The organism is Rheinheimera riviphila (assembly GCF_004005945.1).
In the GTDB taxonomy this organism is placed as follows: Bacteria; Pseudomonadota; Gammaproteobacteria; order Enterobacterales; family Alteromonadaceae; genus Pararheinheimera; species Pararheinheimera riviphila.
This window is the reverse complement of the sequence record NZ_SACS01000019.1, coordinates 1-26,753: the sequence shown is the minus strand read 5'-3', so window position 1 is coordinate 26,753 and position 26,753 is coordinate 1. Positions and strand designations below refer to the sequence as shown.

Annotated in this window: 19 protein-coding genes and 2 rRNA genes; 10 read left to right on the top strand and 11 right to left on the bottom strand. The window is 49.9% G+C overall.

The genetic code is table 11. From position 1 onward, the window contains the following. Window positions 1-213: 213 nt before the first annotated feature. The 3 genes from EOE67_RS15705 to EOE67_RS15695 all read right to left on the bottom strand — a co-directional run bounded on the left by EOE67_RS15705 (window position 214) and on the right by EOE67_RS15695 (window position 7,721). Entirely contained in the window at window positions 214-1,509 is a 1,296-nt protein-coding gene (locus EOE67_RS15705) for an amidohydrolase family protein (protein WP_127700287.1), read from the bottom strand. A 10-nt stretch (window positions 1,510-1,519) separates the two neighbouring features. Further along, window positions 1,520-4,639 (bottom strand): amidohydrolase family protein, encoded by a 3,120-nt coding sequence (locus EOE67_RS15700; protein ID WP_127700286.1) that lies wholly within the window; start codon window positions 4,637-4,639, stop codon window positions 1,520-1,522. Window positions 4,640-4,754: 115 nt separating this feature from the next. Then, window positions 4,755-7,721 (bottom strand): bifunctional diguanylate cyclase/phosphodiesterase, encoded by a 2,967-nt coding sequence (locus EOE67_RS15695; protein WP_206099626.1) that lies wholly within the window; start codon window positions 7,719-7,721, stop codon window positions 4,755-4,757. Window positions 7,722-7,911: 190 nt separating this feature from the next. Between EOE67_RS15695 and EOE67_RS15690 the strand changes: the two genes are divergently transcribed. Further along, on the top strand, window positions 7,912-8,367 hold the full coding sequence (locus EOE67_RS15690) for a c-type cytochrome (protein ID WP_127700285.1): 456 nt from the start codon (window positions 7,912-7,914) through the stop codon (window positions 8,365-8,367). A 95-nt stretch (window positions 8,368-8,462) separates the two neighbouring features. Here the strand turns inward: EOE67_RS15690 and EOE67_RS15685 are convergent, their stop codons facing one another. After that, a complete protein-coding gene (locus tag EOE67_RS15685; protein ID WP_127700284.1) occupies window positions 8,463-9,128 on the bottom strand; it encodes a cytochrome b/b6 domain-containing protein in 666 nt (221 codons plus the stop codon). Window positions 9,129-9,203: 75 nt separating this feature from the next. Between EOE67_RS15685 and EOE67_RS15680 the strand changes: the two genes are divergently transcribed. From EOE67_RS15680 to EOE67_RS15665, 4 genes are all read left to right on the top strand, one after another. After that, window positions 9,204-11,555, top strand: coding sequence for a penicillin acylase family protein (locus EOE67_RS15680; protein WP_127700283.1), 2,352 nt, complete (start codon window positions 9,204-9,206; stop codon window positions 11,553-11,555). 167 nt (window positions 11,556-11,722) lie between these two features. After that, window positions 11,723-12,892 carry a chorismate mutase gene (locus EOE67_RS15675; RefSeq protein WP_240652841.1) on the top strand — a complete coding sequence of 390 codons (1,170 nt, stop codon included), beginning with the start codon at window positions 11,723-11,725 and terminating at the stop codon, window positions 12,890-12,892. A gap of 297 nt (window positions 12,893-13,189) precedes the next feature. Continuing rightward, window positions 13,190-14,074, top strand: coding sequence for an LOG family protein (locus EOE67_RS15670; RefSeq protein ID WP_127700282.1), 885 nt, complete (start codon window positions 13,190-13,192; stop codon window positions 14,072-14,074). Window positions 14,075-14,152: 78 nt separating this feature from the next. Then, window positions 14,153-14,365, top strand: a complete 213-nt coding sequence (locus EOE67_RS15665) for a hypothetical protein (protein ID WP_127700281.1) — start codon at window positions 14,153-14,155, stop codon at window positions 14,363-14,365. Window positions 14,366-14,381: 16 nt separating this feature from the next. Here the strand turns inward: EOE67_RS15665 and EOE67_RS15660 are convergent, their stop codons facing one another. The 4 genes from EOE67_RS15660 to EOE67_RS15645 all read right to left on the bottom strand — a co-directional run bounded on the left by EOE67_RS15660 (window position 14,382) and on the right by EOE67_RS15645 (window position 19,302). Then, window positions 14,382-14,939, bottom strand: a complete 558-nt coding sequence (locus EOE67_RS15660) for a cytochrome b (protein WP_127700280.1) — start codon at window positions 14,937-14,939, stop codon at window positions 14,382-14,384. Between the two features lie 175 nt (window positions 14,940-15,114). Further along, on the bottom strand, window positions 15,115-15,948 hold the full coding sequence (locus EOE67_RS15655) for a LytR/AlgR family response regulator transcription factor (protein WP_164852381.1): 834 nt from the start codon (window positions 15,946-15,948) through the stop codon (window positions 15,115-15,117). 80 nt (window positions 15,949-16,028) lie between these two features. Then, window positions 16,029-17,339 carry an erythromycin esterase family protein gene (locus tag EOE67_RS15650; protein WP_164852380.1) on the bottom strand — a complete coding sequence of 437 codons (1,311 nt, stop codon included), beginning with the start codon at window positions 17,337-17,339 and terminating at the stop codon, window positions 16,029-16,031. 367 nt (window positions 17,340-17,706) lie between these two features. Continuing rightward, complete coding sequence (locus EOE67_RS15645) at window positions 17,707-19,302, bottom strand: isocitrate lyase (protein ID WP_127700277.1); 1,596 nt, start codon at window positions 19,300-19,302, stop codon at window positions 17,707-17,709. A gap of 175 nt (window positions 19,303-19,477) precedes the next feature. Between EOE67_RS15645 and EOE67_RS15640 the strand changes: the two genes are divergently transcribed. Next, the gene (locus EOE67_RS15640) at window positions 19,478-20,419 is read left to right on the top strand and encodes a LysR family transcriptional regulator (RefSeq protein ID WP_127700276.1); all 942 of its coding nucleotides are present in this window, start codon (window positions 19,478-19,480) and stop codon (window positions 20,417-20,419) included. A gap of 67 nt (window positions 20,420-20,486) precedes the next feature. Here EOE67_RS15640 and aceB read toward each other — a convergent pair whose 3' ends face one another. Next, window positions 20,487-22,082, bottom strand: a complete 1,596-nt coding sequence (gene aceB / locus EOE67_RS15635; RefSeq protein WP_127700275.1) for a malate synthase A — start codon at window positions 22,080-22,082, stop codon at window positions 20,487-20,489. 290 nt (window positions 22,083-22,372) lie between these two features. Here aceB and EOE67_RS15630 point away from each other — a divergent pair, with 290 nt between their 5' ends. The 4 genes from EOE67_RS15630 (at window position 22,373) to EOE67_RS15615 (ending at window position 26,218) form a co-directional block, all read left to right on the top strand. Continuing rightward, a complete protein-coding gene (locus EOE67_RS15630) occupies window positions 22,373-22,993 on the top strand; it encodes a DUF2726 domain-containing protein (protein ID WP_127700274.1) in 621 nt (206 codons plus the stop codon). A 548-nt stretch (window positions 22,994-23,541) separates the two neighbouring features. Further along, on the top strand, window positions 23,542-24,930 hold the full coding sequence (gene ltrA, locus EOE67_RS15625) for a group II intron reverse transcriptase/maturase (RefSeq protein ID WP_127700273.1): 1,389 nt from the start codon (window positions 23,542-23,544) through the stop codon (window positions 24,928-24,930). A 179-nt stretch (window positions 24,931-25,109) separates the two neighbouring features. After that, entirely contained in the window at window positions 25,110-25,295 is a 186-nt protein-coding gene (locus EOE67_RS15620; RefSeq protein WP_068064695.1) for a hypothetical protein, read from the top strand. Window positions 25,296-25,507: 212 nt separating this feature from the next. Next, complete coding sequence (locus EOE67_RS15615) at window positions 25,508-26,218, top strand: SIMPL domain-containing protein (protein ID WP_127700272.1); 711 nt, start codon at window positions 25,508-25,510, stop codon at window positions 26,216-26,218. A gap of 200 nt (window positions 26,219-26,418) precedes the next feature. On the opposite strand, the gene rrf is transcribed toward EOE67_RS15615, so the two are convergent. Both rrf and EOE67_RS15605 read right to left on the bottom strand, forming a co-directional pair. Then, window positions 26,419-26,533: ribosomal RNA gene (gene rrf / locus EOE67_RS15610) — 5S ribosomal RNA — on the bottom strand. A gap of 114 nt (window positions 26,534-26,647) precedes the next feature. Continuing rightward, window positions 26,648-26,753 (bottom strand): 23S ribosomal RNA (locus EOE67_RS15605); the annotation flags it as partial.

Sequence of the window (26,753 nt, the reverse complement as noted above, 5' to 3'; positions counted from 1 at the left end):
GCGTTATTTGGCGTACTACCGCTGTCGCGGTGAGTACACCCTACGGAATTTGTATCTTTAAAACAACACGTTAATCTCACTTTGAACGTAGGGCGGACTCACCGAAGGTAGTCCGCCATAATGCAGATCAACGTCAAATTATCATCCGGCGTACTACCGCTGTCGCGGTGAGTACGCCCTACCCATCGTCTTAAATTAAACGATAAGTGTAGGTTAACCCGCTGGGCGTTGCTTGTACTTATCATGCAGCTGCTGGTTGCGGTTGTTTAAATCCACCGCCCGACCGTCAATCCACATGTACCGTACTTTGTGCGTCAGGTAATCGAAAATATCACCATCCGACACCACCACTGAAGCCGCTTTACCGACATCCAGCGAACCAATCTGGCCTTCGACACCGGCAATAGTGGCTGCATTGATCGTCACCGACGCCAGCGCCTGCTCCGGTGTTAAGCCATAGCTGATCGCCTGGCCTGCGCCAAACACCACGTTACGGGTATCCCAATAGCCATCAAGTGATAACGCAAACTGCACGCCGGCTTTTTGCAATAAGGCCGGGGTTTTAAACGCAGTATTATTCGCTTCGTCGTCACGCTCCGGAATGCCATAAGGCGCCGTGAAAATCACCGCCACTTTGGCCGCCGCCAGTTCATCGGCCATCCGCCAGCTGTCCCGACCACCGACGATCACCAGCTTCAGCTGATATTCTTTGGCCAATAACACTGCTTGTTTAATCTGACGGATATCATCAGCATGCACAAACAATGGCCGCTCGCCTTTAAACACCGGGATCATTGCCTGCCAGCGTGAATCCACGCCTTTGTTCAGACCCGCCGCTTCAGCATCAACATAAGATTTGGCCTGCACAAAATAGTCTTTCACCTGTTGCAGTCGTTTGGCATTTTCTTTGGCCAGTTCTTCCGGCTTTTTCTTGTCCCACCAGTTGGTCGCGACGCTGGCGCTAGGCCAGTTAATGTGCAAACCAACACCATCGGCCACGGTCGCGTCTTGCCAGTTCCAGGCATCCAGCTGCATCAGGCTTGATTGCCCCATCAGCGCTGAGCCTTTTGGATAGACCAGACTGTAACTAAAACCGTTGGCACGCACCGTCGGGATCACTTCAGAGTCCGCGTTGTAAGCGATCCGCGCCCGTAAATCCGGGTTGGTATCAGTCACTTCATTGGTATCGTCGGTGGCGCGCACCGCTTCGATTTCAATCAGACCCAGTTGATTCGCGAGCGCAATTAAACCCGGATATAAATGTTTACCCGTGACATCAATCACTTTGGCATCGGCTGGCACGGTTAAATGAGTGCCAATGGCGGCAATTTTGCCATCGACCATCAGCAAGTCGCTGTTTTCCAGCACGCCCTGGCTCACGGTATGCAGCGTGCCGCCCTTGAGTAAAATAGGCGTACTTTGTTTAGCGCCTGGAACGATGTCATTGGCCAGCGCCGGTAACGCTGCCGCCGCCAGCAACAGTGCAAATACAGATTTTTGAAATTTCATCGGATGCTCCTTAGTGTGCACTGTGTAGATGTTGGATTTGGCCCTGACTGAACTTGGCATGTAGCCAGTCGCCGTTGTCTTCACAATGCCAGATCGGATCATCTTTTTTCACTGCGCCGCCACTGCCTTGTTTGGCTTTGTCAGAAGCACCTAACACTTTTTGCATCAGTTGTTGTTTTTCTGCAGCCACCTGAGCCGCAACTTGTGCATCACGCTCTTGATCATAATAGCGAATGCCGTCAATCCAGGTTTGTTTCGCCTGGGCGTACACCGACAAAGGGTGATGGGTCCAAAGCACAAAATCAGCCTGTTTACCTTCGGTGATTGAACCGACTTTATCCTGAATATTCAGCTGTTTAGCCGGGTTAATCGTCACCATATTTAAGGCGTCAATTTCTGACATGCCACAATATTTCACCGATTTTGCCGCTTCCTGATTCAGACGACGTTGTAAGTCCGGGCTATCCGAGTTAATCGACACCATCACGCCGCGGTCGGCCATCAAACAGGTATTGGTTGGAATGGCATCCTGCACTTCCATTTTATAGGCCCACCAATCGGCAAATGACGAGGCGCTGGCACCATGTTTGGCCATTTCGTCGGCCACTTTGTAACCTTCCAGAATGTGGGTAAAGGTATGAATTTTAAAGCCCACTTCATCGGCTAAATGGATCAGCATCAGAATTTCCGAAGCAACATAAGAGTGCGTGTGCACAAAGCGTTGTTTATCCAGAATTTCAACCAGCGCTTGCAGGCGGAAATCACGGCGTGGTGGCGCTACTTTGTCTTTATTGCCACGGGATAACTCGTCATAGGCGGCAAAAGCTGCTTTGTACTCTTTTGCGGCCTGGAACGCATCGCGAATGGTGGTTTCAACACCAATCCGGCTTTGCGGGTAACGGCTGGTAAAGTCTTCGCCCCAATTCGCTTGTTTAACGTTTTCACCCAGCGCAAATTTGATGCTCGGTGGCGCGTCTTTAAACTTCAGTTGTTCTGGCGTCACACCCCAGCGCAGCTGAATAATTTGGGCCTGACCACCAATCGGGTTGGCGCTACCGTGCAACAATTGTGCTGTGGTGGTACCGCCCGCTAAACCACGGTAAATGTTGATATCTTCCGGGTTTAACACATCACCAATCTGCACTTCAGAAGTCACAGCATCGGTGCCTTCGTTAACACCGGCTTCGATGGCGATATGCGAATGTTCATCGATAATACCGGCAGTCAGGTGCATGCCGGTGGCATCAATCACCTGATAACCAGATGGGGTCGACAAGTTTTCGCCGATGTTGCTGAATTTACCGTCTTTGATAATAACGTCGGTATTTTCCAGTTTGCCGGCCTTGTCTGAGGTCCAGACCGTGGCATTTTTGATATGGGCATTCTGGCGGCCTTGCGTCAGCTGCGTGCCAAAAGCGCGGTTTGGGAAGGTCAGCATCGACACCAGTTTGGTATCCACCACATCGGCTTTTTTGTCGCCATTTTTGCTGTCTTCGGCTTTGGCGGTGGTCGCTTGTTTGCTCAGCATCACTTTTTGGGTTTGACCACTTGGCAATAACCATTGGCCACTTAACAGATTGCCATCGAGCGCGCCCTGGAATTGCAACACGCCAGTACCGGCTTCGGCAGCTGCCAAATCAACGGTGAATTGCAGTTGCTGCTGTTTTTGCTGCACATGTTTAAGTTCGCTGTGTTTATCGGCCTGTTTCAATTTGCCGGATAACTTGTCACCAGAGCCTGAAAGCTCCAGGCTCAGCGTTTTACCAGCTAAATCAACGGCATAAGTACCGGCAAATTCAACTGGTTTTAACGGTTTAAACTGCTGTTCCTGACCGCGCGTCCAGGTTGACACAATTTCACCGTCAGCGAATAAATCACCTTTGGCGATCACCAAATCGGCCTGATAACCGACAGCAATTTTACCCAGTTGTTCCGGCAAGCCAACTAGCTTCGCTGGCACTGTGGTTAAGCCCGCTAAGGCCTGCTCTGCGGTTAAACCATGTTTCATTGCCTGGCGCAGATTGGGCCAGAACTGATCTTTTTTCTCCAGCGCATGAGTCGTCAGTGCAAAAGGTACACCCGCTTTAGCCATCACTGCTAAGTTGGTTGGTGCACGTTCCCAATGCCGTAAATCAGCCAGACTGACGTCCAGTTGATCGTCAATATTGGCAACAGCAGGAGCTGCCGGATACGCCACCGGCACAATCACGGTGCGACCGGTATTTTTAATGTCGGCCACCCGGCTGTACTCATAACCAGAGCCCAGCAGCACGGCATTTTTGAGATTAAATTCTTTCAGTAAACTATCGACCCGCAGCAAAGCGCGATCGTCCGTGGTTTCGAACACCAGGCCACTTTGCTCAAGGTTAGTCAGCGCCGAAAGCGCGGCATTAAACTCAACCGGTTGGCGGCTTTGTAGTTGATCCTGCTTGCCGACAGCATCGCGATACCAGTTGGCATCCGATAACGTCTGACGAATAAGCGCAATACTGCCCATCAAGGATGAAGGATAACTTTGTTTTGAACTGCCTTTACCAAAGGCCATAAACTGCGGGCCATTCGCTTTGAGAATAAGCTCACCCGGTAAGCCATTGGCCAAGGAAGCCACAAAGGACTGACCACGGAAAATACCGTCTAAACGGGCGGATTGCACAGCGGTAAAGCCTTGTTGTAAATAAGTTTTGGCGTCATCTGCGACCGGCACAAAGGTATTGACCCACTGCTGCTCAGCGTGAATAGCGCCATTGCTGGCGTTGCCGCCTTTGCGGCTATTCTGATAAACCGGTTTGCCGCCAAATTCAAAGACTTGTTCAGCAGCCGCTTTTTCCACACCGTAGTTACTGTAAGCGTCAATAAAACCGGCATACAAATGATGGCCGGTGGCGTCGATTTTCCGATAACCAGCGGGGACGGCACTGCTGCCAACGGCGCTGATTTTACCGTCAACCACCAACACTATGGCATTTTCCAGGGTTTTGCCGGGTTCGGTATGGACTGTAGCATTGGTAAAAGCGAGCAAATTAGGAGTTTTGTCGCGGATGCCATAAACCGGACTGGTTTGATCGGCAAAAGACGGCGCTATTGAACAAACGATAGCAGCGCTTAGCAACGATAAGCGAAATGGGGTCATATTGGGTTCCTGGTGGTGTTTTTTACCCTAACTCCTTGCAGGTGCAGCGGTGTTGGCTGTATCAGCAATGAGGTTGGGTATTTATTGTGCCGATCAGCTTGGGTGATCAGATTTTTTAAATAGTCTCAAAATTTAACCGGGCTAATTCCTGCTCTGCCAAAGGCATGCTGTAGTAATAACCCTGCACCAGGTAGCAAGCGTTGTTCTTTAAAAATTCAACCTGTTCAATGGTTTCCACCCCTTCGGCCACCACACGTAAATCCATTTTCTGCGCCATCGCAATAATAGCGGCAGTAATGTCCATGTCGTTTTTATCTTCGGGGATATCTTTGACAAATGAACGGTCTATTTTCAGCTCGTCTACCGGGAATCGCTTCAAATAACTCAGCGACGAATAGCCTGTACCAAAGTCGTCGATAGATAAAGCCAATCCGAGCCGCTTTAACTCATTTAACTGGACAATAGCCGCATCGATATCACCCATTAACATACTTTCAGTGATTTCAAAGATTAAATGCGCCGGTGAAGCGCCAGTGCGTTTCACAATACGCTCCACCAGTGCCGGTAAATCCTGATCGGTAAACTGACGCGCCGACAAGTTAATCGACACCGTAATCATATGGCCACGGGCATGTTGCCGGGTTAAAAAGCGGCAAGCCTCCCAGATAATCCATTCACCAATTTGCACAATCAGGCCGGTGGATTCAGCCACCGGAATAAAGCGCAGTGGTGGCACCATGGTATTGTCCGGGCGCAACCAGCGCAGCAGTGTTTCGTAGCCAATAATTTTTTCGGTGCGGATATCAATTTTTGGTTGGTAATAAAGCAGGAATTGCTGCTCACGAATGGCTTCACGCAGCTGATTTTCAATTTGCAGCCGTTCATTGGCCGCTTCGTTTAAATCCTGGCTGAAAAAGTGGAAGGTGTTTTTGCCACGCGCTTTGGCTTCATACATAGCAAGGTCTGCATGTTTAAGCAGTAATTCTTCTTCATCAGCATCTTCCGGCGCAATGGTGATGCCGATACTGGCGCTGATCGATACATCATGCCCAGCCAGTTTCACCGGCAGCGCAAAGGCTTGTTGCAAATTGGTGGCGATGGAGGCTGCTTGTTTACGGTCGGAAATACCACTTAAAATCACCGCAAACTCGTCGCCGCCGAGGCGTGCAATGGTGTCTTCTTCGCGTAAGCGGCTGATTAAACGTCGAGCGACTTCTTTGAGAAGTTCATCGCCAGCGTCATGCCCAAGGGTATCGTTGATCCGTTTAAATTCATCTAAATCAAAATACAACAAAGCAAAGTGGTAATAACCGCGGCTCGACATGGCGATGGCTTTACGCAGTTGATCACGGAAATAACTGCGGTTGGCGAGGCCGGTCAGTACGTCATAATAGGCCAGCTGCTCCATTTTGCGCTGACTTTCCTTGATAAAAGAAATGTCCTGCATCGCACAAACATAGTTGCCGACTTCGCCTTTATCGTCGCGGATCGGCGCTATTGCGAGGCTGGCCCAGAATTGTTTGTTGCCTTGCTGCAACAACATGTCACCACGCCAGTGTTGCCGTTCCTGCAAACTTTGCAGAATATCGGCCCCCACAAACTTCATTTCCTGGGCAAATAATATATGCAGCGGCTGACCAATCACCGCCGTGGCCGTGGCATCAATCATTTCCAGCAAAAACGGATTGACGTATTCAATCACCAACTGATGGTCGGTGATGACAATGCCGGAGCTGGAAAACGCCACCGCTTTACTGAGTTTACGGGTGGCCCGCTCGGCTTCTTCTTTTTCCAGAATTCGGGTATTGAGGCCAGAAATCAGCTGATGAATTTCATCCGACATCCGGACAAAAGCCCGGTTCAGCAGACCAATTTCATCGGGTCTTTGGTCCAGTTCCAGCTGCGCCGGTTCGCCATAAGACAAGCGCTGCACGGCACCGGCTAACCGGGTTAAGCGCTTTAACACAAACTTGTAGATAAAAAACTGCAGCGCCAGCGCGACAATCAACGCCACCATCAAAAACAGCAGCACCACATTGTCACGATAATCATCCAGGCTTTGGATGACGTTGTCTTTGCGATGATATAAAGCGACAAACCAGTCCAGCCGCTCAATTTTTGCCGCCGAAACGACATAATCGTCCAGCATGTTACTGCTGTTTTGCTGCTTGGCTGGCGTACTCACCACCTGCGTGATAAAGGCCGCCAGCTGCGGGTTTGACGACTGCACCCCAACCGCCAGCTGATTCATCACCGGATTGCCAATGGCTTGTTGCAGGCTGTTCTGACTGTCGTGCAGCAAGTTACCCTGGCCGTCGAATAACATCGCTTCACGGCCACTTTCCCACTGCGAAATTTGCCCTAAATTGCTGAAAATCTCATCCAGCACCACGTCGGTGCCGGTAATGCCAACAAATTCATCATTGATGTACACCGGGATCACCAGGCTGGTCATCCACTTTTGCCAGATGGCATCAAAGTACAGCGGTGTCCACCGGGGCAGCCGGGCCGGATTGTTGGCTGGGGTGGCAATTTCAAAAAAGATATCGTTTGAGAATTGATGGTCGGCCGGAATTTCTAGTGCCCAATCCGAGGGTGAAATCCGGATAAAACCTTCTTTGGAGATAAAATAGAAATTAAAGAAATCTTCCAGCAAAACCGGCGCTAATTGCTGCCATAACAGTTCGGTTTGTTCAAAATAGCGATGTTTATTCGCGACATAAGTGCTGTGTTTTTGAAAGGCCGCCGACAAATCGTCTTTGCTGCGAATACTACCATCAGCAAATTTTTCCAACTGCAGTGGTGGTAATTTGGATTGTTGTGCCAGAAAACGGCTAACCACCTGATTGGCGCTGATGGCTTTTTTTTCTTTTTGCCAGAATTCACTGTCGAGTTGCTTGGCATATCGGTTGGTGGTTTGCAGCAACTCAAGTCGTTCCTGCTCAATCAACACATCTTGCTGCAGCGCCAGCATAGCAAAGGCAATCACCGTACTGGCGACAACCGTCAGCAAAAACACCAAAGCTGAAAACTTGATGCTGAGCGAATTTAAACCGGTCGTTTGATAATTTGCTTCCTTCACTCGCTACGCCTGATAGTTGCAATCTTGTGATCGGGTTACAGCAGGAGCCGCCAACCCTCAATAAGGTACGGGGCTTATATTCGCCCATCGATTTGGGTATACCAAAAATCATTGAAGATGCAGGTATATACCAAAGCGCTGAAAAGCTTTAACATTATTGCATGCTATTCAAACAAATGAGAATCTGCTAATGAAAAAACTCTTCATCACCTCCACCATACTCGCTAGCCTTAGCTTGCCTTTGTTTGCTGGCAGTGCTTTTACTGACAGCGAAGATGCCATCGAATACCGCAAAGCCAGCTTTCAACTGATCCGTCATAACATGATGGACTTAGGCGATATGATCCGTGGCAATGTGCCTTATGATGCCGCCCGGGTGCAAAAACGCGCCAACGCCTTAGCGGCGGTAACGACTTTACCTTGGGAAGCTTTTACTGTGCCGGGCGCGGATAAAGCATCGGGCGATGCCAAAGCCGACATTTGGGCTAATCTGCAGGACTTTAACAGCCGCGCCGACAAGTTCCAGCAAGATGCACTACAGCTGCAAACCGCGGCCAAAGGCACGGATCAGGCTGCGGTTAAAGCTGCTTTTGCGGCTTTTGCTAAAAACTGCAAAGCTTGCCACGACAAATATAAAGCGGATTAATCTCGCGCGCTCCTGGTAAACCGGTCGTGATGACCGGTTTTTTTTACTTAAAAATCAGCACTGTCCGGTTAGAAACTGACACCTTCGTCAGACATTTACGCCCATTCTGAGCGCAACATCTCTAGCACGACATCACCTTGCCAAAGATAAAATGCGCCCCCGATGATCAACACCAAAAGCAGATACAGGCCCACAGCACGAAATTTAAATTCGCCTTTCTCAGCGGTTAGTTTGTTGCCTGTCACCATCGCAGTAATCACTTTATCACCGCGCCATTGATGCCAGATTGCCGCCACAATATGCACCGCCACCAGCGCCAGAATGACATTGATATTCCACTGATGGATCGTACTTGCGATACCAACCCAGGCGGACGGCACCAGCGCCACCAACGGACCTTCGGTCAGGATGTCATCGCTGGTCATTAAACCGGTAACAAACTGCAATAAAATCAGCGTCAACATCAGTAACACCATATAACCGGACAACGGGTTATGGCCGTTCACCGTTCGTTTGGGCGAATGGCGCAGCCACAACCAAGCCTGGCGCGGCGACGTGACAAAATGATTGAAGCGGGCATTTTCACTACCAACAACCCCCCAGACCAAGCGACTCAGCAACAGAGCCGCCAGGGTATAGGCCAACGTCATATGCAAGCCATACCATTCCTGATCGGCGCTGTACCATAACCCCGCCAGCAGGAGCACCTGACTCCAGTGAAAAATACGGACCGCGCCGTCCCAGATTTTGCTTTTTTGCATGTTACCCTTGTTCACCCTTCTTTAAAATTTCTGTGCTAACCTGCAGATTGTACCGGAAAAAAGGCTAAAAAATCGATGAAATGGCTCAAACCGATCTTCTATGTCGTCATCACTTTAGTGGCGATTATTGCAATCACCTTGTATAGCGCTCTGCACAGCAGTTTACCCTTATACGAAGGGGCGACCAGCGCCGAAGTCACTGCCAAAGTGCAGCTCAGCCGCGACGCGCAGGGTTATCTGACGGTGCGGGCGCAGAACCGGCTGGATGCAGCTTATGGCCTGGGTTTTGCGCATGCCCAAGACCGCTATTTTCAGATGGATTTACTCAGACGCAATTCAGCCGGTGAGCTATCCGAACTCTTTGGCGAACGGGCGCTGCCGACGGATATCAGCCGCCGGATGCACCGTTTTCGCGATCGGGCCGCTGCTATTTTGCCAACCTTACCAGCACCACAACGCGCATTGCTGCAGCATTACACCCAAGGGGTGAATGAAGGTTTGGCGCAGTTGCCGATGCGGCCATTTGAATACTGGCTGCTGCAACAAAAACCGGCGGCATGGCAGGATACCGATTCATTATTGGTGGTTTACAGCATGTACCTGGATTTACAAGGTGCCGCCGGTGAAGATGAACTGGCGCAAGGTGTGTTAAAACAAGCAATCCCGGATGACTGGTACCAGTTTTTAAATCAGCACAGCAGTGACTGGCAAGCTGCTATTGATGACAGCAAAGTCGCTGCAGTACCGCTGCCTGCTTCAGACTACCCAAGAGTGTTATCTGATCAAAAAGTTGCCTGTACCGATTGTCGTCTGCGCGATAGCCGCGATATTGGCAGCAATAATTTCTCCGTTTCCGGCAAGCTGACCAGCCATGGTGCTGCTCTGCTGGCCGACGATATGCACTTAGGGATCCGCGTCCCGGGCACCTGGTTTAAAGCCCAGCTGATTTGGGGCGAAGGCGAAGATCAACACAGTGTCGCTGGCGTCAGTTTACCTGGTGCACCAAGCATCGTAGCCGGCAGTAACGGCCATGTCGCCTGGGGGTTCACCAACAGCACCGCAGACTGGCACGATGTGATTCAGCTGCAAGCTGATGAAAACCCGCAGCGCTACATCACGCCAGCCGGGCCAAAAGAATACAGTTACAACAATGAAGTGATTAAGGTCAAAGGTTTGGCCGATGTCGTCATGCTGGTGAAAGAAACCGAATGGGGCCCGGTGATGCCGGCGCCGTTTGAGCAATTTGCCTTAAGGTGGGTCGCTTATGATCCCCAAGCGCTGAATCTGGAACTGCAGCAACTGGAGCAAGCCCGCTCGGTTGACGAAGCGTTTACGATTGCTGCTAAAGTCGGCATGCCTGCACAAAATTTGCTGGTTACCGACAAACAAGGCAATCATGGCTGGACCATTATTGGCCCTATCCCAAAACGGACGTTACTGGACATGGACACCCCCCAAGACTGGAGCACCGGCGCTAATTATTGGGACGGTTATTTAGCCGCTAGTGATTATCCAACCGTTAAAAACCCGGACTCACAGCGGTTATGGACCGCCAATTCGCGGGTGGTGGGCGGTGACGCATTAAAACTGCTGGGCGATGGCGGTTATGATTTAGGCGCCCGTGGCATGCAAATTCGTGATGGTTTGCTTGCTACCGAGCAACATTCCGAACAAAGTCTGCATCAAATTCAGCTGGATCACCGGGCGTTATTTTTAAAACGCTGGCAGCAATTGTTACTCGAAGTGCTGAGTGAAGACTTTGTCGCCCGCCATCAGTTGGGTCAATATCGCAGTTATGTTGAACTGGATAGCGCAGCCGCCAGCCCAACTTCTGTTGGTTACAGTCTGGTTCGCGCCTTTCGTGACCAAAGTCTGCAGCAAATTTTTGCGCCAATTGCCAGTTTAATGGAGCAGCAAAAACTCAAAATGTCCGACTTAAAACTGGTACCGGAAACGCCAGGTTGGGCACTTATTCAGGCCAAACGCCCTGCTACCGTGCCGGCGCCTTTTATTTCATGGCAACAACTGTTGGAACAAGCGGTACTTAAAAGCCGTGACGAACTGCTGGCGAAAACCGAAGGCGATTTAGCCAACGCACGCTGGGGATTACTCAACCAGGCGAAAATTGAGCATCCGCTGAGTAGCGCTATTCCTTGGTTCGGACAGTTTTTAAATATGCCGGCCAGCGAAATGGCCGGTGATCGGCATATGCCACGGGTGCAGCTGCCGATCCATGGCCAGTCAGAGCGGATGGTGGTGGCACCGGGCCAGGAAAGCAAAGGCATCCTGACCATTCCGGCCGGTCAGTCCGGGCATCCGTTATCGCCATTTTATCGGGCGGATCATGCGTTTTGGCTCGACGAAACGGAACTTGGCTTTTTACCGGGTGAGCAAAAATATCTGCTCGAATTACAACCCCGTGGTTGACTTTAGCCATCCAGACTGATTATTGTAGGAGCATGAAACAAATTAAGCTTGCAGCTCGCTTCTTTTTTAGCTTTACCACCCAACCCGGGAGGTAGCTGGCTGCACGCGTTAAATACCAGTCAAAAACCTCCCAAACGGGAGGTTTTTTCATTTAAGGAATTGAGAAAATGCCAACAAAGATGCCGATTGAACTGGACCAAATTCGCATAGAAATCAGCGACACCGACCAGCAATTACTCGGGTTATTGTCCAAACGCCGGGCATTGGCACTGGCGGTGGCCGAAGCTAAACTGGCGCAGAATAAGCCAATCCGCGACCAAAAGCGCGAACAGGAATTGCTGGTATCTCTGATTGAAAAAGGCAAACCGCTGGGTCTGGACGCCGGTTATGTCACCAAGTTGTACCATGTGATTATTGAAGACTCAGTGCTACAGCAGCAGGCTAAAGTGCAAGGCCAGCTCAACGGTGAAAATGGCCCGGTCTGCCGCGTCGCTTTCTTGGGACGGCAAGGTTCTTACAGCTACTGGGCCACCCAAAAGTACTTCACCCGCCGCGCTGAAAAACTGATTGAAATTGGCTGTGACAGCTTTAACGAAATCGTGCAGGCAGTCGAAACCGGCCACGCCGATTACGCGGTGCTGCCGATTGAAAATACTTCCAGTGGCAGTATCAACGAAGTGTTTGATTTATTGCAGCACACCAGGTTATCGATTGTTGGCGAACTCACCCACCCGATTAAACATTGCCTGATGGGTTTACCTGGTACCAACCTTGCCAATATCCGGCAAATTTGCGCCCATCCACAGGTGATTGCACAGTGCAGCAACTATCTGCAAAGCTTGTCGCAAGTGAAAATTGAATACTGCGAAGCGTCCAGCGATGCCTTTGAGCGGGTTCGTCAGGCCAAAGATTTATCGGTAGTTGCCATTGGTGGTGAAGAAGGTGGTGCACTGTATGGGCTTGAGGTGCTGGGCCGTGATTTAGCCAACCAGAAAGACAACGTCAGCCGCTTTATTGTGGTCGCGCGTAAAGCCATTGCAGTAGCCAAAGCCATTCCAGCCAAAACTACCTTTATCATGTACACCGGCCAGCAGCCTGGCGCTTTAGTTGATGCGTTGTTGGTGCTGAAACAACATGGCATCAGCATGGGCAAGCTGGAATCGCGGCCTATTCCGGGCAACCCGTGGGAAGAGATGTTTTATGTCGATGTGCTAGCGAATCTGGAAGATTACGCCATGACACGGGCGCTGGATGAATTGAACCGGATCACCCGCTTTGTCAAAGTGCTGGGCTGCTATCCAAGCGAAGATGTCAGCCCAACTCAGGTGCAGAGTTGATCCTTTTTAACTTAGATCCCTTTTAACTTAGATCCATTTTAACTTAGATCCATTTTAACTTAGGTCCATTTTAACTAAGAGCCCTTCTAAGACCATTTCAGCATCACATCGCAGAGCCGACACTCGACTCTGCGACTTTGGGCTTGTGGTCCAGTTTCAGAATGTTCCGCAACAGGATAATCCACCAGTCAACTGGCTTAGCAGCATCAGGAGCTGCTACATTTACGCTAAATCAAACAATTGCTTAGAGCGTGTTGTCAGGGAACTAAAAGCTGCCTCCGACTATGGGAAATCATCATGACCGACACCAATAATTTGTACGAACGCCATCTGGCTTCCGCCCGTGAAGCGACCAACCAAACCACTGAGCTGCAAGCACATCCTTCTTACAGACTGGCGTTTACCGACGACGATTTTATGATGCAGGACGAGCTGCGCCATGTCCGGTTGCAGCTGGAATATCTCAAAGCGCAAACCATCCTGGAACAACACAAAATCAAAGCGACGATAGTGGTGTTTGGCAGCGCCAGATTTGTCTCACCGGAATATGCGGCGATGTTGCTGGCGCAGGCGCAACAGCAGCTGACAAAAGAGCCGGCCGATCCTGATGCGCAACGGGCACTGTCAGTTGCTAAGCGGCAGGTGAAAAACAGCAGGTATTATCAGCAGGCGCAGCAATTTGCCCATTTAGTCACCGAACATAGCCTCGACAACCCAAAGTCGGCGGTGACTATTATCAGCGGCGGTGGGCCTGGTGTGATGGAAGCGGCCAATCGGGGCGCCTTTGATGCGGGCGGCAAAAGTATCGGCCTGAATATTGTGCTGCCGCATGAACAACAACCTAACCCCTATATCACCCCGGAATTTTGTTTTCGCTTTCATTATTTTGCCATTCGAAAAATGCACTTTTTACAACGCGCGCGGGCATTAGTGGCTTTCCCTGGCGGCTTTGGCACGCTGGATGAACTGTTTGAAACCCTGACCCTGCTGCAAACCGGTAAAGCACGTAAAGTGCCGGTGATTTTATTCGATGAACAGTTCTGGCGGCGGTTGATTAATTTTGAACTTTTAGCCGAAGAAGGGCTAATTCATCCGGATGATTTAAACCTGATCCAGTTTGTCGACAGCGCCGAAGCAGCCTGGCAGGCGATTTGTGAGAGTTACCAGTTACACGATGAATAAAATCGTCGTCATTTAGTCAACTTATTGTCATCTGTGGCCGATACACTGCCCGCGCAGTATCAGCCATCGGTGAACAACATGGACAAAAATGCAGTAAAAACAGTGTTATGTGAACGTTTAGCTTTGGCCAATATTCCTTATCAACGCCAAGGCAATCAAGTTTTAACCGCCAGTGCCAGCCTGATGTTTCAACCACAGGCAGTGATCCTGCGAAAACCCGGCAAAGCTGAACGAGCCTTGCCTTATCACAAAGTGCGGATCAGCCAGCTGCTACTAAATTTACAAGGCTGAATGACAAGATGCCGCTTCAGCATGAACCACGGTTGTTGACCTGACGCAGCCGGGTCTGCTTCGCTATCCACTGATGCTTGAGTGCAGCTGCGATATGTAACAGCACCGCGGCCACCAGCAGATAACCTGCAATTTCATGTACTTGCTCACCCAATGCCGACCAAAAATCATCATAGGCTAAGACCTGACCGGGCCTTTGTGGATCCGGATTTTCCGCGACCAGTTGCCAGCCAAACAGACCAAAACCATGACCACTGGCCCCGGAATAGAACATGCCGGAAACAGGCATCAACACAGTCCCCACCAGCAACAAGCGATGCACTATTTTGGCAAGCATGCGCTCAATCCGGCTTTGCGGTACCGCAGACTCCGGCCAGCCTCGCCACAACCGCCAACACACTCTGAGCAGGATCGCCGACAGCAGCAAAATCCCCATTGATTTATGCACCGGGTATAAGGCCCAGGCTTCGACATTGGCCATATAGATCCCCACCAAACTTAGCGCAATAAAACCGATAGCGACCAGCCAGTGCAAGCTGCGGCCGATCCTGTTGAAAATATCTTTGTGACTCATGGCTGTCCCCTGTTTAACTGGTATATGAAATGGCATTTGAATTGGCATTCAAATCAACAGTTGTCATTTAACCTTTTAATTCAGAGGATTGCAGCGACGCAGGGGTGGATGTCTGTTGGGAGGGAGCAATGGCTGTGTTAGACGTTTTGGCTGTGTTGACAAGCGCAGAAATTCGTCAGGCCGCGATAAATTTATGCAGCCGTAGCCGTTGTTTATAAGCCTTACTGATTGGCAGAACTTGCCCACACTGTAAACGGACCGAGCCATTACCGGCCGGTAAAGTTTCAATCCGTTGGATCACGCTGATGTTGACGATATGGCAACGGTGGATCCTGATAAAATCCGTGGCGGGCAGCCGCAGCTCCACTTGCTTCATCGTCGCCCGCAACAAGTAAGTTTCGTGGTTACAAAACAACTCAACGTAATTGCCGGCAGCGCTGATAAAATCAATGGCGTGCCAACGGATCAGGCACTCACTCTGGCCTTTACTGACTAAGACGGTTTCTTCTGCAGCAGGCTGCGCTGGTGTATCTGGTAACTGCACTGCAGTTTCCGCCGGCGGCGTTGGCAAAGAACGGGCGGCATACCGATGTTGCTGTAATACCCGAAGCAGCAACACCAGCGTCAGGATCAACACTTGTTCCGGCAGTTCATTGACAACAACAGCCGTCCAGCGGAGATCCGCAGCATGTTGCTGTTCAAATACCAACCGAAAGCATAAAGCGATGCTTAGCGCGGCGGTGCAGTAAAGGCCAGTCCAAAGCATTTGCTGCGAACGGCCAGGCCATTTTATTTTTGCGAACCCCATCAGCAACAGCGGCGTCAACACCAGCCAACCGGCATAATGTTTGAGACTCCATAATAAGGAATTCAGATAACTTTCCGGGCTTAACAACACCAGCTGATTAAACAAAATACAATAAAGTGCCGCAGCGCAGATAAACACTGACCAGCCCACTAACGACCAGGTGATATTTTTATCCCACTGCAGCACAGCTGATTTCGTCACTGAAAAAATCACCATCAAAGCCCTATTCTCACTAGCATGGCCACCTTTCTAAGTCTGACTGACTGTAGCCGATTTGCTATTCACTGGGCAACCGGCTTTGCGCGATCACCCGATGAGGGCAATAGCTTGGCTGGCGTGATCTGTTGCAATAAAATCATGCCATCAAAACGTTGTTGCGCCTGTTGCCAGCTTAACTTGCTCTTATATTCGTGTCCCCATAACGGCTGTAACGACGCTGAATTTTGTGGTAAAGGCACAAAAACGTCAGCCCCCGCCTGCCTGGTCAGCGTAGACTCCAGCATAGGTTCACTACTTTTGACGTCAACTTCCTGCAAATCGCGAAAATCGATATAACTGCCCTCGGCACCCGAAAAATGCAGCACATAGCTATTTTTCAGGGTCTGTTCCGCCAGCGCTGATGTCATATTTGCCACGGTCAAACGCTGCGCCACTGGCGTTTGCGGTGCATGCAATGCATTTTGAAACCCGCCTAGCCGGTTCAGATGAATATAATGTCCCCACACGATGACCTTGCGTCCAGCATACTGCTGATCAAGCAACCACTGTAAATTGGCGGCCATCGCCAAGTCATGCTCGTCAAAGCGCCGTTGCTGCCAGCTGACTAACGCCATTTGCCGCAGACTGGCATTGATCCGAAACCAAAAACCAGCTTCGAGTGCTGTCCCCGGCAGTTTTCCTGGTTGCAACATAGCTGCAATAGATTGATTTATATTCAAAAATTTCTGCTGAATCGCGGGTGTCGCAGCACTCAATTTACCATCGAGCAATTGCTGGATCTGCTGTAAATAGGCTTCTGACTGCGATTGGGGGACAAATATTTGCTGTGGTTGTTTTTGAAGTAGTTGCTTTTGAAGCAGTTGTTTTTGAAGGAATAGGCGAAATTCCGGCACCAGCTGCGACGTCGACAGCGTACCGCTGAATCGACCATCAAATCCAGCCAGCGCCAGTGGCCGGGTACTGGTTCTGCTATGACTAAGGTATTGAAAAAGTGGCTGCATCTGTGCACTGCGGGCATACATATAAAATAGGTTGCCAGGCGCCTGATCAGCAATTGGCTGAGGCGATTGCCTGATTTTATCCAGATCAAACAAACCACTTTCCAGCACCAGCACATCAAAGCCTTTGTGCTGATGCAGATAACGCACAATCCGGCTTTTATAGGCAAACACATTGCCTTCACCATGTGTCAGCTCATCCAGCAGCACCAGGGATTTATCACCAATGGCTTCGCCAAGCACGGCAAGATCGGCGAAATCATCCGGTGTATCGAACACCGGTGCAGCCGCAGTTAAACTACGTATTGGATAGGTGGTGATGTCTGCCATGCTCGGCGCAGCCGCCACCATCGACAACAAGATCAGGGCGAGCACGTGGCTGCAGTGCTTTGAATTCTGGGTATTCGCGGGATCCGCTGTATTTGAATGTTTGTTGATGTTCATTGGCTTGATTTTTGGCTACACAGGTAAAAGCCATCCTGCAGCATAAACGCAGCTTACTAGCAGTAATGTGGGATGAACGTCTGGCCGGAGTGACCAATGACTGCGGTATGCAACCCCGCTAGATTGCAGGTTCGATAAAAAAGGCAGCCTTGCGGCTGCCAAAGTCGTTCAGACACTTAAGTCCAACCCTCGACCACGTAAAAAATCAGCAATGTCTTACATTTATTAGAAAAGCACCAAGTCCCTCAACTTCAGCGCTTTTTTTACATCAATCCATCAATCCCTCTATCAATAGCCCTCAGAACTGATTCATGGTGTTGTCTTTACCGCCAGCTTTGAGTGCTGCTTCGCCGGCAAAGTACTCTTTGTGGTCATCGCCAATGTCAGAGCCTGACATATTCTGGTGTTTGACACAGGCGATGCCTTGACGAATTTCCTGCCGTTGTACCCCTTTGACATAACCCAACATGCCGGCAGCCCCGAAGTACTCTTTCGCCAGATTGTCGGTCGACAAAGCTGCTGTGTGATAAGTCGGCAACGTGATCAGGTGGTGGAAAATACCGGCCCGTTTGGCACCATCCGCCTGGAAGGTACGGATCCGCTCGTCCGCTTCCAAGGCTAAATCGGTGCTGTCGTAATCAACGCTCATCAGCTTGGCTCTGTCATAAGCCGCCACATCTTTGCCATCCGCTTGCCAGGCATCAAACACTTGCTGGCGGAAATTCAATGTCCAGTTAAACGACGGGCTGTTGTTGTAAACCAGCTTGGCGTTTGGCACCACGGCCCGGATCCGATCCACCATTTCAGCAATTTGGCCGACATGCGGTTTTTCGGTTTCGATCCACAATAAATCCGCGCCATGTTGCAGTGACGTAATGCAATCGAGCACCACCCGGTCAACGCCTGAGCCTTGTTTAAACTGGAACAAGCCACTTTGCAGACGTTTTGGTTTCAGTAACTTGCCATTAGCCTTCACCACCACATCACCGTTTTGAATATCGGCGGCTGATTCGATGTAGTCACCATCGAGGAAAGCATTGTATAAATCGCCCAAATCTCCCGGCTCGTTCGTTACCGCAATTTGTTTGGTCAGGCCGGCGCCGAGTGAATCGGTGCGGGCGACGATAATGCCGTTTTCGATGCCTAATTCTAAAAAGGCGTAACGCACGGCGTTAATCTTGGCCAGGAAATCGGCATGTGGCACTGTCACTTTGCCGTCCTGGTGACCACATTGTTTTTCATCCGACACCTGGTTTTCAATCTGAATAGCGCAGGCACCGGCTTCAATCATTTTTTTCGCCAGCAAATAGGTGGCTTCTGCGTTACCAAAACCGGCGTCGATATCGGCGATAATCGGCACTACATGGGTTTCGAAGTTGTCGATTTTGCTTTGTACCGCAGCCACTTTGGCTTGGTCGTCGGCAGCTCGTGCGGCATCTAACTCATTAAATAAGCCGCCTAATTCACGGGCATCGGCCTGACGTAAGAAGGTATACAACTCTTCAATCAAGGCTGGTACCGCAGTTTTTTCATGCATCGATTGATCAGGCTGCGGCCCAAACTCTGAGCGCAGCGCAGCAATCATCCAACCGGATAAATACAGGTAACGGCGTTTGGTGCTGCCAAAATGCTTTTTAATCGCGATCAGTTTTTGCTGACCGATAAAACCGTGCCAGCAACCGAGCGACTGGGTGTATTGGCTGCTATCGGCATCATAAGCGGTCATATCAGCACGCATAATGTCGGCAGTGTACTGGGCGATTTGCAGGCCAGTCTTGAAGCGGTTTTGTAACTGCATCCGGGCGGCATATTCTGCGCTGATGGCATTCCAGGCACTGCCCTGTGCTTGCAGGGTCTGCTCAAGTGTTTTGATATTCTGTTGATAAGCTGACATAGCGGCATCCTCTGGTTTTGCATCACGCTGCATTTAAGTTCTGACAGCTGACTGATGTTGTGTGTCGTGCTGTTGCTAAACACTATAGGGATCAATTTCTCAATTCATGAAGCTGATTTTTTTGATTCTCGCCATTCATTGTGTGAATATATAGGGGAGTAAAGCGGAGGTTGGCATGAACATCAGTAAAATCGATTTAAACCTGTTGGTGTACCTGGATGTGTTACTACGGGAAAAGAACGTCACCCGCGCCGCCAACCAGCTTAGTATCACGCAACCGGCGATGAGTAATGGCTTAAAACGGCTGCGCGATTTACTGAATGACCCTATTCTGGTACGCACCAGCGACGGTATGGTGCCGACTGAGCGCGCCAAAGAACTGGCACCGGTGGTCCGGGGAATTTTGCTGACGCTGGAAGAAACCTTACAACCAAATAAAGATTTTGAGCCCGAGCACAGCCATCGGGTGTTTCGGATCATGGCCAGCGATTACGCGGCGTCTACGTTGATCCCTGCATTGCTGAAACGCCTGCGGGCGCAGGCTCCAGGCACTTCACTTGATATTATGACGCCGTCCGATGTGACCTTTCACGATGTCGAAAATGGCCGCGTTGATATGGCGATTAACCGCTTTGATCAGCTACCACAATCCTTTCACCAGAAGACGATTTGGCGTGATAGTTTTGCCTGCCTGGTACACAAACAAAACCCCATTCTGGCGAATTTTAATCTCGACAGTTATTTAAAAGGTCAGCATATCTGGGTCAGTAAAACCGGTTTTGGTGTCGGTGTCGGGATGGATCCGGCGGACGTGCAAAAGCTGGGTTGGGTTGATGAAGCCTTAGCGAAATTTGGTAAACAACGTAATATCAGCGTGTTTACCCGCAACTATCATGTGGCGATGCACTTGGCGGTGGAAACCGATTTGATTGCGACTTTGCCCTCACGTGCAGCCGGTCTTTATAAAAACGACTGCACCATGCAGGTGTTAGATCCACCTTTCCCGATCCCTTCAATTGAGCTGAAAATGATCTGGAGCCCGTTATTGCATCAGGATGCTAGTCATATTTGGCTGCGCCGGCTTATTGTTGAAATAGCGGATGAATTAACGCACTAACGACATTTCTGCCGCGTGTTGACAGGCATTTCTGCGACGAAAAAGCGGGGCCGAAGCCCCGCTCTGTTTACCCTAATAACTCATAAGCTGGCAGGGTTAGGAAGTCCACCAACTCATCAGCCGTGGTGATACTTAAAAGCAAACCGGCGGCTTTGTCAAAACTTTGTTGTTGCCATAACTCATCACCAACTTCAGCTTTCACCACCTGCGATTCCTCTGTCAGCATCTGGCTAAACAAGGCTTTGTCGATTAATTTGCCGTTCGACAATGACTTACCGTGTTTGATCCATTGCCAGATTGAAGTTCTGGATATCTCAGCCGTGGCTGCATCTTCCATCAAACCATAAATCGGCACACAACCTTTACCGCTGATCCAGGCGGCAATATATTGCAGCGCCACCCGGATATTGGTACGCATGCCAGCTTCGGTACGCTCACCGTCGGACGGCTGTAATAAATCGGCGGCAGTAATTGGCGCATCATCATCTCGCGAAATATGCAGCTGGTTTGGTTTGTCACCGAGTTTAGCGTTGAACACTGCATTGGCGGTGGCGGCAAGCCCTGGATGCGCTACCCAAGTGCCGTCATGGCCGTTGTTGGCTTCCAGGCTTTTATCGGCGGTGACTTTGGCCAGAATCGCTTCATTTTGCTGCGGATCCTTGGCCGGAATAAAGGCCGCCATGCCACCCATCGCCAGCGCACCGCGCTTGTGACAGGTTTTAATTAATAACCTTGAATAGGCACTTAAAAATGGCTGATTCATGGTAACGACTTGACGGTCCGGCAGCACCCGATCCGAATGATTTTTTAACGTCTTGATATAACTAAAAATATAATCCCAGCGACCACAATTAAGTGCCACGATGTGATCTTTGAGGCTATACAGAATTTCGTCCATTTCAAATACAGCAGGCAAAGTTTCAATTAGCACTGTCGCACGAATGGTGCCGACTGGCTGGCTGAAATAACTTTGGGTAAAGCGGAAAACATCATCCCACCATTTGGCTTCATGATGGCTTTGCAGTTTTGGCAGGTAATAATACACACCGGAGCCGGTTGCCAGGCGATGTTGGTAATTATGGAAAAAGTACAAAGCAAAATCAGTGAGTGAACCTGGAATTTGTTCGCCGTCCACCGTTAAATGCCGCTCCCACAAGTGCAGCCCCCGCACCCGCGCAATCAACAGCGCCGGGTTATCGCGCAGCGCATATTGTTTACCTGACGCCGGATCTTCATAGCTAATCGTCCCTAAGTTGGCATCTCTGAGATTAATTTGACCTTCAATCACCCCGCTCCAGCTTGGCGCTTGTGAGTCTTCAAAATCCGCCATAAACACTTTTACATCAGCATTGAGCGCATTAATGATCATCTTGCGATCGACCGGGCCAGTAATTTCGACTCTGCGGTCCTGTAAATCGGTCGGGATGGCAGCGACTTGCCAGTCTGCGGCACGAATAGCGGCAGTTTCTGGCAGGAAATCAGGTAAAGCACCTGCGTCATATCGCGCCTGCACCAGTTGCCGGGTTGCCAGCAAGCTTTTCAGTTGCGGTCTGAAGGCTCTGACCAGCGCTACCAGAAAGGTGCAGGCTTCATCCGTCAGGATGTCATCATAAGCCGGTTGCATCGCTCCGTGGATGGTTAATTGCGCGCGTTCTATTGTCATGATCCGGTCCTTTTTTTGCTTTGCCTGATAACAGCAGGCGATTTCGATACTCAATAGCTATTCACTAGTTTTCGGGACTTATAAAACCCGCTGTCGATGACTATAAGCGCAAACCTGCTTTGCACCATTATCATCGCCATTAATATCAACAATGGCAGGCATCAATTTAAAAAATGATCCATTCGATTCATTCATCGGTGTTCTGGCACAACTTCTGCAAAGTCATTGCTGGAAACTGATGTCAAATGGCAATAGTTGCCTTGAGAGTCAAAATTTTGTCAGAGGTCGATATGGAATTTATTATTATTTTACTGGTACTGCTGGCAGCTGTTGCTGCTTTCATTGTGAGCCGCTTTATCCATCATGGAAATCCATTCCCTTTTACGAAACGTGGTCAATTGTTTACTCAAATTGAGCGGTCATTTTTATCACTGCTGGAAAAAGCGGTTGGCGATAAATACAAAATTATCAACCGGGTGAAACTGGCTGACATCCTGGAATTAAAAGACAACGCCGACGCCAAAACCCGTCGCACTGCTTTACTAAAATTAAATGCCAAGTATCTGGACTACGTGCTGGTTGATAGCACCGACATGAGCATTGTCGCGGTGGTTGATTTGGTCAACAACAGCAACAAAGCCGGTCATAAAGCCATTCCGGACTGGTTTGTCAGCGGTGCGTTAGAAGCGTCTGGTATTCCGTATATACGAATGAAAATTAAAGCCGGTTACAGCGTGGCCGATATACAACAAGGTCTCGCTGCAAAACTCGGTAAATTGCCTGCAGTACCGGAGCCGATGATCAAAGGCACGATGAAAAAAGGCCCAACCCGGCCAGTACGCCCTTTGACCCCGGTGTTATCACCGTCACAGTTAAAAACCAGTTCGACTGCCTTAGTGCAAATCTCGTAAAACTGGCAACACAGAATCTTAACGCTTTGGAAGAATGAGTCACTCCGAGCGAAAAGCCCCGGCCCCGTTTGCTGCAACAAACGGGGCTTTTTTATGGTGCGCCGGGCACGGCGCGTTGCGCGCAAGCGCAACCAGATTGACTGTGGTGGTCAAACTGGTGACTTGGAGGTGTAAGTCCTCTACACACCCGGCAAGGGGAAGTGTTAGCTGAACGGCAAGGGTGTTCACCGTGAGGTGAAATCTGCAGGAAGCTGAAAGCAAAATGCTGGCCTGACGAACAGGAAGCGATTTAGGCGTTGTAGTTGGGTGAGGTGGCCATTATCACTAAAGCCCAATACTTGCACGGAATGCTACAACGTAGAGTCGACAGGTATAAGCAGGAAGGTCGCGCGAATTACCCCGGGAGATCTGAGCATCTGCCACAGTGCTACCAACATCGGGAGGTGTTGGGATGGATGTTCAGAAGTCAGCCGAGGCCGTAGTAGTGCTTCTAACCGACAGCACGAAGGGCTGAACATAGTTAACCGTGATTAGGACTCTGAACCTCGATGCTGATTGATGATGCACAAACGCAGCAAGCTGCGGCCATGAACAGAGGAAGCGAACAGAATTCGCCGGTGCTGATTGATGGTGTTGAAATTAACACGGCGGCCAGTGGGCGAACGAAAGCGGAAATGTCGTTGACGATGGACGCAGTGATAAGTCGCGAGAATCTGATGCTGGCGTATCAGCGTGTGGTTGAAAATAAAGGTGCGGCTGGGGTGGATAACCTCAGTGTGCTGGAGTTAAAACCCTGGCTGAAACAGCACTGGCCGAGCGTCAAAAGTACACTGATAGCAGGCAGCTATCTGCCACGGGCAATCCGCAAAGTGGATATCCCAAAGCCAAATGGTGATGTGAGAACACTGGGCATTCCAACCGTGGTAGACCGGCTTATTCAGCAAGCGATAGCCCAGACATTAACACCTTCTGTGGAACCAACGTTCTCAAACTCCAGCTACGGCTTCAGACCAAACCGCAATGCATGGCAAGCGGTGCGACAAGCACAGCAGTTCATTCAGATCGGCAAACGTTGGGTTGTAGACATGGATTTAGAGAAATTCTTTGACCGGGTCGACCACGACATTCTGATGTCGAGACTGGCCAGAACTATCAAAGATGAGCGGTTACTGAAACTCATCCGCCGGTATCTGGAAGCAGAGATGGTGGATGGGAAAGAGGTGATAAAGCGCGATAAAGGCATGCCGCAAGGCGGACCATTGTCGCCGCTGCTGTCGAATATCCTGCTGGATGAACTGGATAAAGAGTTGGAGCGACGAGGGCACAGCTTCTGCCGCTACGCCGATGACTGCAACATTTATGTCAGCAGTCAAAAGGCGGGCGAACATTTACTGAAAGACCTCAGTGAGTTCCTAAGAACAACACTGAAACTGCAGGTGAATGCGCAGAAAAGTGCAGTGGCAAGGCCTTGGGAACGCAAGTTCCTTGGCTATAGCTTCACAAGGCACAAGGTCGCCCGACTGAAAATAGCACCGAGTAGCGTGGCGAGGCTGAAAGATAAAATCAGAAGCTTGACTACGGGAAATGGTTCAAAATCAGTCGCTAAGGCAATCAGTGAACTAACACCGGTACTGCGTGGTTGGATAAGCTACTTCCGACTGACTGAAGTCAAAAGCGTGCTCGAAGAGCTGGATGGTTGGATAAGGCGCAAACTGCGTTGCCTGTACTGGCGACAATGGAAGCGACCTTTTAGCCGAGCCAAACAGCTAACGAAAGCAGGACTTGAGGAAGTCAGGGCATGGGCGTCAGCCTGTAACCAGCGTGGTGCTTGGTGGAACTCCGGAGCCAGTCATATGAATCAAGCTTTAAAGAAGAGCTGGTTCGACAGGTTGGGACTGGTAGCACTGCTGGAATGTCATCGACAGTTCCAGTGTTAACATGAACCGCCGTATGCGGAACCGCACGTACGGTGGTGTGAGAGGACGGCGGGAGTGATCCCGCCTCCTACTCGATCCTTTTTTTTCCCCGATTTTGCTGAACGACCAGCAAAATCTATATTAAAGTTACTTAATATAAGGCCGATAAGCGTTGTGATGTATTAGCATGGGGAGGTTCTATGACTGAAGGCATCGGTGGCGCGGCAGTAAGCCAAGGCTACGAAATGTTGAGCCTGGCACTTGCCAAAACTCAGCAAAAACAAGAAGGTAAAATGACGATGCAGTTATTGGAGAGTGCGACTACCGCGTCTCCTGCGTCATCACCTGTCGGAAATCTCGGGCAGAATATTGACCTTCGGGTATGAAACTCAGGGCTTTACCAATATTGGTAAAGCCCTTTTCGTTGCCACTTAAGATATTTACTAGTCAGTTTTATCTGATGGTTCAGCGATTGGCCTCCTGCTCGGACACTCACCCCACATCACCCCCAACATCCGCTCACATCACAAAATTCATAACACATTCAGCCTGCGGCTTCAAAATAGAAACGAATTCTCAGTATTATTTGGAGTTTAAGATGACCACCCGCCACACTGCCTGGATTTTAGGCGCTAGCTTTAGTTTTGGTTTAGTTGCTGCCAGTTTCACCTTGGGGCAGCAACTGATGTCGATCAAATCACTGGAACGTACCGTCCAAGTCAAAGGCCTTTCAGAACGGGATATTGCCGCCGACACCGTCATTTGGCCGATTAAATTTAATGATGTAGGTAACGATTTGCCAACCCTGGTCAGCAGCATCGAACGTAAGAACGAACAGGTGATCGCCTTTTTGAAGCTGCATGGGTTTAGCCCTGAAGAAATCTCAGTGTCTGTACCCGCTATTGTCGACAGGCAAGCTGGCTATCATGACGGCAATCCAAATCAGCCGCGTTTTACTGCAAGTTCCATCGTCACGGTCTACAGCACCCATGTGGATATGGCGCACGGCGCGATGCAAAAACTGATTGAGCTGAGTAAAAATGGCATCGCCATCACCGGTCAGGATTACGATAGCCGCGCGGAATTTCTGTTTACCGGGCTTAATAGTATTAAACCGGCGATGATTGAAGAAGCGACCCGCAATGCCAGAGAAGTGGCGGAAAAGTTTGCTGCCGACTCGAACAGCCGGGTTGGTAAAATTAAACAAGCCAATCAAGGGCAATTCACCATTGGTGACCGCGACAGCAGCACGCCACACATCAAAAAGATCCGAGTAGTTGCGACTGTTGATTATTACCTGGCTGACTGACGTCTGACGTTAAAACCTGAGCCACGACTGCGGCAGCATCAATAAAAAAGCCCAAGTCTTTCGACTGGGCATTTTTATTCGGAGCCTTGATATCCCTCGCAGAGCTCGCATGGGAATGGATTGCTCGGGCAATAGAGCACCAAATTCCAAAATGCAAAAAGGCCCAGTCGTTAGACTGGGCCTTTTTGGCTTTATTGGGAGCCTGGCGGTGTACTACTCTCGCATGGCATCTGCAACACTACCATCGTCGCAGCTGCGTTTCACTTCTGAGTTCGGAATGGATTCAGGTGGTTCCACAGCGCTATTGCCACCAGGCAAAAACTGTTTAGCTTCTTTAACTTAAGCAAGCGTGACTTCTAACTTTAATATTAGGTCGTGATAGTAGTTATCGCACGTCTTACAACTTCTTCAAAACAACTTGGGCGTTGTATGGTTAAGCCTCTCGGGCAATTAGTATGAGTTAGCTTAACGTATCACTACGCTTCCACACCTCACCTATCAACGTTGTGGTCTCCAACAACCCTTATGTGTACTC